Origin of the sequence: Phenylobacterium sp., assembly GCF_030654915.1 — a bacterium.
Classification (GTDB): Bacteria; Pseudomonadota; Alphaproteobacteria; order Caulobacterales; family Caulobacteraceae; genus Phenylobacterium.
The window spans coordinates 1-10,353 of sequence record NZ_JAURWM010000163.1 but is presented as its reverse complement, the minus strand read 5'-3'; the positions used below and the strand labels follow the sequence as shown (position 1 = coordinate 10,353).

General features: G+C 63.5%; 7 protein-coding genes. 3 read left to right on the top strand and 4 right to left on the bottom strand.

Features of this window, described 5'->3' with window-relative positions:
* The 4 genes from Q7T84_RS08455 to Q7T84_RS08440 all read right to left on the bottom strand — a co-directional run.
* Positions 1 to 731: response regulator (locus Q7T84_RS08455; protein ID WP_304807704.1), on the bottom strand; the 731-nt coding region annotated here is incomplete at its 3' end.
* A complete protein-coding gene (locus tag Q7T84_RS08450; protein ID WP_304807702.1) occupies positions 728 to 1,303 on the bottom strand; it encodes a chemotaxis protein CheB in 576 nt (191 codons plus the stop codon). The genes Q7T84_RS08450 and Q7T84_RS08455, both read right to left, overlap by 4 nt.
* Entirely contained in the window at positions 1,300 to 2,124 is an 825-nt protein-coding gene (locus tag Q7T84_RS08445) for a protein-glutamate O-methyltransferase CheR (RefSeq protein ID WP_304807706.1), read from the bottom strand. The genes Q7T84_RS08450 and Q7T84_RS08445 overlap by 4 nt, the downstream gene beginning before the upstream one ends.
* 5 nt (positions 2,125 to 2,129) lie before the next feature.
* Positions 2,130 to 5,555, bottom strand: a complete 3,426-nt coding sequence (locus Q7T84_RS08440; RefSeq protein ID WP_304807700.1) for a response regulator — start codon at positions 5,553 to 5,555, stop codon at positions 2,130 to 2,132.
* Between the two features lie 382 nt (positions 5,556 to 5,937).
* Between Q7T84_RS08440 and Q7T84_RS08435 the strand changes: the two genes are divergently transcribed.
* The 3 genes from Q7T84_RS08435 to Q7T84_RS08425 all read left to right on the top strand — a co-directional run bounded on the left by Q7T84_RS08435 (position 5,938) and on the right by Q7T84_RS08425 (position 9,882).
* Positions 5,938 to 6,360 (top strand): hypothetical protein, encoded by a 423-nt coding sequence (locus tag Q7T84_RS08435; protein ID WP_304807698.1) that lies wholly within the window; start codon positions 5,938 to 5,940, stop codon positions 6,358 to 6,360.
* A gap of 109 nt (positions 6,361 to 6,469) precedes the next feature.
* A complete protein-coding gene (locus tag Q7T84_RS08430) occupies positions 6,470 to 8,524 on the top strand; it encodes a TonB-dependent receptor (RefSeq protein WP_304807696.1) in 2,055 nt (684 codons plus the stop codon).
* Between the two features lie 5 nt (positions 8,525 to 8,529).
* A complete protein-coding gene (locus Q7T84_RS08425) occupies positions 8,530 to 9,882 on the top strand; it encodes a PepSY domain-containing protein (protein WP_304807695.1) in 1,353 nt (450 codons plus the stop codon).
* Positions 9,883 to 10,353 lie beyond the last annotated feature (471 nt).

The following is a 10,353-nucleotide window of genomic DNA, read 5'->3' as shown; positions in this document are numbered from 1 at the left end:
GGCTGGCTCGCCTCGACAGCGAAGCCGAGCACGCTCTGGAGCGCGACCTTCTCTTTCCGGAGCGCGAGCTTTCCCTGATCAATGCGGGAGATATCGAGCAAATCTTCCACCAGCCGCGCCAGGTGCTGCACCTGGCGATCCATCTGCGCGCGGATCTCCAAGACTTGGTTTGGGTCTTCCCGGCGCTTCAGAAGGTGCAGGCCCGCCCCGAGCGCCATGACAGGATTGCGTAGTTCGTGGCCGAGCACCGCTAGAAAAGCATTCTTGTGGCGATCAGCGGTTCGCAGCGCATTCGCAAAGGCGGCCAGTTCGTCACGCTGGGCCAGGATCTGCCGATGCTGTTGGTGCAGATCGAAGAAAACGTCAGCCTTGCTGCGAAGAATATCGGCTTCGATCGGCTTTTGGATAAAGTCGACCGCACCCGCTTCGTAGCCGCGGAATTTACGCTGCGCATCGGCGCTTCCCGCCGTGACGAAGATGATCGGGATGTGACGGGCCCGCGACGCGCCGCGCATGAACTCAGCGAGCTGAAATCCATCCATGCCCGGCATCTGCACATCCAGCAGCGCTAGGGCGACGTCATGAACCAGCAGCAGTTCGAGAGCCTCATCACCCGAACGAGCCTTGAGGCACACAAGCCCGTCGCGTTGCAACAGCGCTTCCAGAGCCAGCAGGTTTTCCTCAAGGTCATCGACCAGCAGGAAATTGATCGGTTCCTTTTCACGCATCATGACGTTCCCAAACTCAACACATAGGATGCGATCGCGGCCACCTTCATGACTTGTGCGGAAGGTGCGGCGCGCAACGATGCGGCAGGCATCGCTGACGCGTACGCTTCAGCGGGATTCTCGACGATGGCGACGCCCCCCGCCTCCACCACCGCCTGTAATCCCCTTGCCCCGTCGTCGTTCGCTCCGGTCAGGATGACGCCGACCAACTCGCTGCCAAAGGCGTCCGCCGAACTCTCAAGCAACACGTCGATCGAGGGACGAGAATGGTTTACGAGCTCGTCCGAAGACAGCGAGAGCGTGCCGTCGTTCTCGGCCAGCAGGTGATAGTCGGACGGCGCAAAGTAAACCACGCCGGGGAGCATTGGCTCCTTGTCCTCGGCCTCTCGCACCTCGATCTGGCATCGCGCCTGGAAGAGCGAGACCAGAGCGTTGTCGCGATCAGGCGGGACATGAACGACGATCAAGACCGCAAGCGGATAGCTGGCGGGCAATAGCGGTAGAATTTGCAGGAGCGCCTGGACTCCGCCTGCCGACGCACCAATGACCACCGCCCTTGTGGCCTGATCTGTCATGGCTCATGCCTCTGATAGATCTTGTCCTCGCCGACGAACTCGGAGAACGAGGCGGCGTGCGCCGAAAACCTCAGGCTCTCCTTCGATCCCAGTCCCAGGAATCCCTTGCGTGCGAGCGAGTCCTTGAACAATCCGAGCGCACGATCTTGCAGTTCCCGATCAAAATAGATCAGGACATTGCGACAGGAGATGAGATGCATTTCGGCGAACACAGCGTCGGTCACCAGGCTGTGGTCTGACAAGACGACACGGCTGCGCAAGGATTTGTCAAAAACCGCTCGCCCATAGTCGGCGGTATAATAGTCCGAGAGCGAGGACTTGGCCCCGGACTTCTGATGGTTCGCGGTGAACTTCTGAATCTGGTCGAGCGGATAGACGCCGGCCTCGGCCGCCTGCAGAGCTGCCGGATTTATATCGGTGGCGTAAAACAGGGTGCGCTGGTCGAGACCTTCTTCGCGAAACAGGATCGCGAGCGAATAGAGTTCTTCGCCATTACTGCAGCCGGCGATCCAGACTTTCAGCGACGGATAGGTCCTCAGATGAGGTAGCACCTTCTCCCGCAGCGCTCGATAATAGGACGGGTCCCGAAACATCTCGCTTACCTGCACCGTCAGGTAATTGAGCAGTCGCGGAACGGTGTCCGGATTGTGGAGGAGACTTTCCTGCATGGCCGAGATGGAGCTGAAGCCAAGCTGCGCCCGCGCCTGGAGCAGGCGCCGCTTGATCGAGGCCCCTGCATAGTGGCGAAAGTCGTAATGGTAGCGCTGATAGAGCGCCTCCAGCAGGAGCGGAATCTCAATATCTTCAACGCTGTCGCGCAATGACGTCACCGCGGCATCCAAACCCGGACAAGGGAAAGCAACTTGTCCACATCGATGGGTTTGGCCATGTAGTCGTTTGCCCCAGCGTCGATACACCGCTCCTGGTCGTCAGGCATCGCCTTGGCGGTCAACATGACGATGGGCAACTTCGCCCACCGGGGCTCGCTGCGGATCTTCCGGGTCGCGACAAGGCCGTCCATGACGGGCATCATCACGTCCATTAGGACCAGATCGATGGTTCCCGAGGCGTCCTGGCCTTGCAGGGCCTCTATCGCCTCCTGGCCGTTTCTGGCGATCTGAACGATAGCGCCGCGCGGTTCAAGCACGCTGGACAGCGAGTACACGTTGCGAATGTCGTCCTCGACAATGAGAATGCGGCGCCCCTCGAGGACGGCGTCTCGATTGCGTGCCTTCTGGATCATCTTCTGCTGCTCAGGCGGCAGCTCCGCCACCACTTGGTGCAGGAAGAGCGACACCTCATCGAGGAGGCGTTCCGGCGATTTCGCGCCTTTGATGATGATCGAATTCGAGTAACGGCGGAGCTGCTGCTCGTCATCGGCCGAGAGGTCATGACCGGTGTAGACGATGACCGGCGGATAGGCGTGATCGCCCTGGCTCAGGGTTTCAAGCAGCGAGAAGCCTGAGGCGTCCGGCAGCGAGAGATCGAGCACCATGCAGTCGAAGGTCTGTCGCCGAAGTTCTTCCAGGCACTCAGCGGCGGTGCCGACGCCCACCGTCTGGACATCGCGCGACGCGAGCAGTCGTCCGACAGCGTCGCGCTGAACCGCATCGTCTTCGACGATCAGCACCCGGCGCATGGTCGTGGTCAGTCGCGCCTCAAGGGTCTGTAGCAACTGAGCCAGCGCGTCGCGTTCGACGGGCTTTACGAGATAGCCCACCGCGCCCAGCGACAACGCCGTCTGGCTATGGTCGGCGGCCGAGACGACGTGGATAGGTATGTGGCGGGTCTGATCATCGCGCTTCAGACGATCCAGGACCGTCAGGCCTGACTCATCGGGCAAGCCGACATCAAGGACGACGGCGCTGGGCTTGAATTCCTTTGCCAGGTTGAGAGCTTCCTCGGCCGTACCGGCGAGGATGCACTGGAAGCCCATTTCCCGCGACAGGTCGCGGACGATAGCGGCGAAGGCCTCGTCGTCTTCAATGACCAGAAGCAGCCGGCGCGCATCAGTGAGGACGTTGCGGTCGTCTTCAAGCTTCTCGCGCATGCCTCGCCGGAGTTTGACGGGTTCGACCGCCGCAGGCCCTGGCTCATTCGAACGGGACACCACAGCCGCATCCCGAGGCGCGACCTGGGCCGGATCATAGGCCAGGGGGATCGTAATAGTGAAGGTGCTGCCCTCACCAGGGCTGCTCTGGAGCGTGATCGCACCGCCGAGCAGGCGGGCCAGCTCCCGTGAGATGGAAAGGCCAAGACCCGTGCCGCCGTACTTGCGGCTCGTGGTCCCGTCAGCCTGGCGGAAAGCCTCGAAGATACTCTCCTGCTGCGCCGGCGAGATGCCGATGCCGGTGTCCTTGACGGCCAGGGCCAAGTGGTCCTCGCCGACCATCGCCATGTCTAGGCGAACGCTGCCCGATTCAGTGAACTTGAAGGCGTTGGAGAGCAGGTTCTTGAGAACCTGCTCAAGGCGTTGCCGATCGGTTTCGATGGCTGTCGGGCAGTCGCCGGCGATGACCACTTCAAACGCGACCTTGCGGTCATCGGCGACCGGCTGAAACAGTTGACGAATATCGTTCGCCAGACGCTGCAGCGAGACAGCTTCGGGATGAATCTGAATATGACCCGCCTCGATCTTCGACAGGTCGAGAATGTCATTGATCAGGGTGAGCAGATCGTCGCCGGAAGCCCGAATGGTTCGGGCGTACTTTACCTGTTCGGCCGTGAGGTTTCCGTCTGGGTTGTCGCCGAGCAATTTCGACAAAATTAACAACGAGTTCAGCGGCGTACGCAGTTCATGCGACATGTTCGCCAAGAAGTCGGACTTGTACTGGCTGGCCTGTTCGAGCTCGCGGGCCTTTAGCTGAACCGCGGCGCCCGTACGTTCGAGGTCGTCGCGCTGGGTTTCGAGCGTACGCGCCTGCTCCTCCAGCTGACTGTTTGTCTGCTCCAGTTCGACCTGCTGCTGCTCAAGTCGGACCTGCGACTCATTCAGGGCCTTGCTATGCTCCTCCAGCTCTTCGTTGGAAACGCGGAGTTCTTCGCTCTGAACCTGAAGTTCCTCTGCCTGGCGTTGGGTTTCCTCCAACGCGTGCTGCAGCTGGGTTCGGTATCGCGCCGAGCGCAGCGCGATACCGATCGACCCGGCCGTCTGGTCCAACAGCTCAAGAACGCGATCCTCCACCGAATGGAGGAAGCCCAGTTCGATCACCGCATTGACCGTGTCGTTGGCGCGAACCGGAACGATCACCAGATGCCTGGGCTTGTCGGAACCAAGCGCCGAACCGATGGTCATGTAGCCCTCGGGCACATCGCGAATGATACTCGCCCGGCCCTCGGCGGCGACCTTGCCGAGCAGCCCTTCCTTTAAGGCAAAGCCCATCGGCATGTCGGCGTCGGCGGGCACGCCAAGTGTCGCCACACGCCGATAGTGGCCCCGCTCGCCCTTGAAAAGCGCGCCGGCCTGGAAGCCAAGATAGTCCGCCAGGAAGGCCAGGATGCTGTCGGCCACCTGCTCGACCGACTTGTCGCCCATCATGGCGTTGCCAAGCCCGACCTCGCCGGCTTGCAGCCATTGCTGACGGGCCCGGACTCTGGTGCTCCTCCTGATCATGATGAACACTAAGACCGTCAGGGCCGCGCCAAGCAGGCCAGAAATAACCCCGCTGGCCCGCGCCGTTTCGAAGGCCCGCTCCATCTCGGCAATCCGGATTTGGCGCAACCTCTGTTCTTCCTGGCGCAGGACGTCGGCCTGCGAACGGATCGCGTCCATCTCAAACTTGCCACGATCAGAATTGACCAGGGCGAGCGCAGCCTCGGCACCCGTGCTTCTGCGCAGCTCGATCGTCTCCCCGAGCTCACCGAGCTTGGCGTCGAGGTGACGCTTTAGCTGAACGATATTGGTCTGTTGAGCCGCATTGTCGCCGGTCAACGAGGCCACCGCGTCAAGGCGCGAACCGACGTCGGCCACCGCCGCGCTGTAGGGCTCAAGGTACCTGCCGTTGCCGGTCAGCAGATAGCCGCGCTGTCCGGTCTCGGCGTCCTGCATCGTCGAGATCAGCTTATCCAGCGCGACGAGCACGGTGTGCGAATGGAGAATTTTCTGTTGGTTTTCGCGCAGGACCTGGACGTTGACGTACGCGACGGCCCCGCTGATCACGAAAAATGCGAGAACCGCAGCGAGGCCTATGCTGGTCCACGCAGCCGTAACGGAATTGGAGTTCGCGGCGGAACGGCTTGTGGTCAGCGGCATTCGGACCTCGGTTGGGCGACGACGCCCTGCCTAGCGGCAATCGGACTGAACAATCAACCGGCGATGAAAGCCATTCAGTTCAATAGGCTGGCGGCTTGAACTCACGGCGGGGAATTGCGCATTTTACGCTTGGTGAAGGTCGGGCGCCTCACATAGCGAAAGGCCATGGCGGCGACTCCGCGGGTGGGTTGCCGCGAAGCGGACTCCCTGAACTTCGCCTACGCGCCCACCCCAGTCACAGTCTCTGGCGCTGCGTTTGATGCCGGGATTAGACGTATCCATGGACCGCTTTGAGCCCATAGGCGACATTACTTGGCCTCACGACGGCGCGCCGGAGCCAGAGCCACATGACATCCGCGCCAGCTTCAGATAACAGCGCCCCGTGACCAGCCGAAAGCCGAGCTCCGGACATGTTTGGCGCCACGTCTTCCTGACGCTGGCGGCCCTGGCGCTCGCGCTGAAGGTCCTGGTTCCGGCCGGCATGATGGTCTCTACGCAGCCTCGAAATGAGCTGCCGATCCCCATCGTGCTTTGTACGGCGCAAGGCGCGATCAGCGTTGAACCTGGCGCTCTGATTTCACCGCATGGGGACCAAGACCAGGGCGGCCAGGCCAAGCACGACGCGCCCTGCGTGTTCGCTGGACATGGCGTTGGCGCGGAGGCGACGGCGGCCGGCGATATCGGACGCGCCGAGTTTGCAGCCTATGCCGCCGTGGCGCCCGCGCCCGCGCAGGCCGTCTCTCCGGGGCGCGGCGTTTCCGGCCCACCGCTTCCCGCCCGCGGACCTCCTGCTCAGCTGATCTGACCTCCTGGCGCGAATGCCAGGCCGAACCGGCTCGCGCCTGGCGCCGAGAAGCCGGCCGTCCGCTCATCAGCTCAGCTCACGACGCCAAAGTTGCGTCGAAGGACCCGTTATGAAGTCTCTCCTACTCGCTTCCAGCGCCGTGATTGGCGCTGCGCTCCCGCTATCGGCCCCTGCCGCCGCTGAGGCCGCGCCAACCACGGTAGATCGCGTCGTCGTCACCGGCGTCCGCTCCGCGCTAACCGTTCCCGACACCGCTCAGGCCACCGCCGCCATCGAACGCGTCCCAGGGGCTGTCGAAGTCATCCCCGACACCGCCTTCAAGAATGGTCCGGCGAGCACGATCAAGGACATCTTCGGCAAAGTTCCGGGCGTTGTGGTTCAGTCCCGCTGGGGACCCGACGCGCGCCTGTCGATCCGCGGGTCGGGGCTTTCGCGCAACTACGGCAATCGGGGCGTTAACGCCTTCCTCGACGGGGTGCCGGTCAATACCGCCGATGGGCTGTTCGACCTCTTCGAGATCGATCCCAGCGCCTTGCGCTATGTCGAAGTGTTCAAGGGGGCCAACGCCATGCGCTATGGCGCCGGTTCGCTCGGCGGCGCGATCAACTTCGTCACCCCGTCTGGCCGCGACGCGTCCGAGTTCGACAGCCGCATCGACGCCGGCAGCTTCGGCTTTGTCAGGACCCAGGCCAGCACCGGCGGATCAAGCGCGGCCACCGATTGGTTCGTCACCGCCTCGGCCCAACGCGAAGAGGGACATCGCGATCACAGCAACGGCCGGCTGGCGCGGTTCAGCGGCAATGTCGGCTATCAGGTCGCCCCAAACGTCGAGACTCGCTTCTACCTCAACGCCAACACCTGGCGCGGCCGCATCCCCGGCGAGGTGAGCAAGGACAGCGCGCTGAACGACCCGACGGCGGCGAACCCCGAGTGGGTGCGGCAGGATCAGCAGCGCAACATCGACTCCGTGCGCCTGTCCAACAAGACGACCATCCGCTTCGATCAGACCACGGTCGAACTTGGCTTGTTCGGCGTCCATCGCCACGTCATGCACCCGATCTACCAGTGGCTCGACTTCACGGTGGACGACTACGGCGGCTTTGTGCGGGCGATCGACGACCGCTCGTTCGGCGACTTCCGCAACCGCCTGATTGTCGGCGCCAATCTGCATAACGGCACCATCGATACTGAGCAGTTCGTCAATCTGACGGGCGCAGTCAAAGGCCCCCGCGCCGCCTCGATGGTGGACAAGTCGCAGAACATCTCAGCCTACGCCGAGAACTCGTTCTTTGCGCGGCCGGACTTGGCCCTGGTGGCGGGCGTGCAGTTCCTCCATGCCGAGCGTGATCGCCGCGACCGCTTCCTGTCGAACGGCGCCCAGTCGGGTTCGCGCACCTACGACCTTTGGAGCCCTAAGATCGGCGTCGTCTGGGACGTCGATCCCACTTGGCAGGTGTTCGGCAACATCTCGCGTAGCGCCGAGGTCCCGACCTATGACGCCAACTCGTTCGCCTCGCCCGCCAGCTCAAACCTGAAGGCGCAGACGGCCACCACTTTCGAGATGGGCACGCGAGGCGCCCGCGGCGAGACGAGCTGGGACGTCGCGATCTATCGCGCCGAGATCAAGAACGAACTGCAATGCCTGACAACTTCGCCGTTCAGCGCCTGCAGCGTCGTGAACGCCGGCCAGACCGTGCACCAGGGCCTGGAAGCTGGGCTCAATATTCCGGTCCTGAAAACGACCTTCACCGACGATGACCGCGTCTGGTTCAACGCCGCCTACACCTACAACGACTTCAAGTTCGACGACGACGCGCGTTTCGGCGACAACCGCCTGCCGGGCGTTCCAAAGCAGATCCTGCAGGCTGAGCTGCTCTACCGGCATCCGAGCGGATTCTACGCCGGACCGAGCGTCGAGTGGTCGCCGGACGACTACTTCGCCGACAACGCCAACAGCCTCACGATCGACTCTTACGCGCTGCTGAACCTGAAGGTCGGGTTCGATACGCAGCAGGGTTGGTCGGCCTATCTGGAAGGCCGCAACCTGACCGATGAGCGCTACATCTCCAGCGTGGCCATCGCCGGCGTCGCCGCACCTGACGCCGAGATATTCAATCCTGGCGCCGGCCGCGCGGTCTATGCCGGCCTGCGGTATAATTGGTGATGGCCATGTCCCTCCCCGATGTGCGCACGTCGGAGACCGCCGCGAGCGGTCTCTATCGCGCCTTCTGGCGCTGGCACTTCTACGCAGGTCTGCTGGTGATGCCGGTGCTGATGCTGATGGCGCTGACCGGCGGGCTCTATCTGTTCAAGCCCGAGATCGAGGGGGCACTCAACAAGCGTTTCCTCAACGTGCCGCCTGGTGCAACCTCGACCACGCCGCAGGCATGGGCCGATGCTGCGCTCAGCGTCGCTCCCGGCAAGCTGGTCCAACTCGTCACTCCGCTCGGGCCAACCAACACCGCCAAGCTCGTGGTGGAAACGCCGAGCGGCTCCCGCCAGGCCGTCTATGTAAACCCGCATGACGCCAGCGTGCTCGGGACCATCGCCGACGGCGGGATCATGGAGGTGGTCAAACGGCTTCACAGCCTCGACATCGCCGGGCCAGTCTTCAACCTGCTCATCGAGGTGGTCGCCGGCTGGGCGATCGTGATGGTGGCGACCGGTGTCGTGCTCTGGTGGCCTCGCGGCCAGTCCGGCGGGGTCACTACCGTGCGCGGCGCTCCGGCAAGGCGGGTGTTCTGGCGCGACCTGCACGCGGTCACCGGCATCTTTGCCGGCGCGATCATCGTGTTCCTGGCGGCCACCGGCATGCCGTGGTCGGCGGTATGGGGCAAGGAAGTCCGCAGGATGACGACAGAGGCCGGCCTGGGCCGCCCGGCCGCGCCCGGCGGCCCAGGCTCGCATCTGGATCACAAGACCCCGCCGGCAGTCCCGTGGGCCCTGCAGGAAACCGACATTCACGCCGGCCATAACATGGGCGCGATGGCTGACGCCCGGGTTCTCGACCTGAACGGGGCGGTGGCGAGCGCCGATGCCGCGGGCCTCCAGCGCCCCTACGCGCTGTCGGTCCCTGCAGCCCCCGGCAAGCCCTGGTCCGCGTCCTACATGCCCGACAGGGTGCAGGACACCCGGACGATCTACCTGGACCAGACCAACGGACGCTTGCTTGCCGATATCGGCTATGACGACTTTGGCCCGGCCGCGAAGACCATCGAATGGGGCATCGCCGTTCACCAGGGCCAGCAGTACGGACTGGCCAACAAGCTCGTCATGCTGGCCGGCTGCATCGCCGTCTGGCTGCTCGGGATTTCGGCGCTGGTAATGTGGTGGAAACGTCGGCCGAAAGGGCGGCTGGCTGCTCCACCGAGGCCGCTGACACGCGGCGCGTACATTGGTTTGGCCGCCGTGATCGTGCCCCTCGCGATCATCTATCCGCTGGTCGGGGCTTCGCTGATCGTAGTGTTGGGCATGGATGTTCTGATCCGCCTTGCGTTCAGAAGCACTGCCCGGACGGCTTGATGCGCGCCTCGGCCATCAGGAACCGACCAGTTAGGCGCACCTCTGCGCCTTGGTCGGATCTAGGCGTCTCGCAAGTCTTGCGCGGCGTCTGCCTGACGCTGGCCGCACTCGCGATAGCCCTGAAGGTACTGATCCCCGCCGGCTTCATGACGGCGGCGCCAATCAACGATCTGCCTTTCTCCCTTGTGCTCTGTACGGGGCAAGGGGCGATGGTGATTGCGCCTGGCGATGCGCTGCCTGGGGAGAAAGACCCAGGAGCGGCGGACAAAGAGGCGCACAATAGTCCCTGCGTCTTCGCCGGCCAGGCTCTCAGCGCGCCCGCGCCAAATCTGCTCGATGCAACTCGTGTCGAGTTCGTCACCTACACACGCACTAGCCCCCCAGTTGCCCCTGTCGCTCTGGCGCCCGGTCGTGGCCTCGCCGCGCCCCCGCTTCCAGCGCGAGGTCCGCCCAGCCTGCTGACCTGACGAC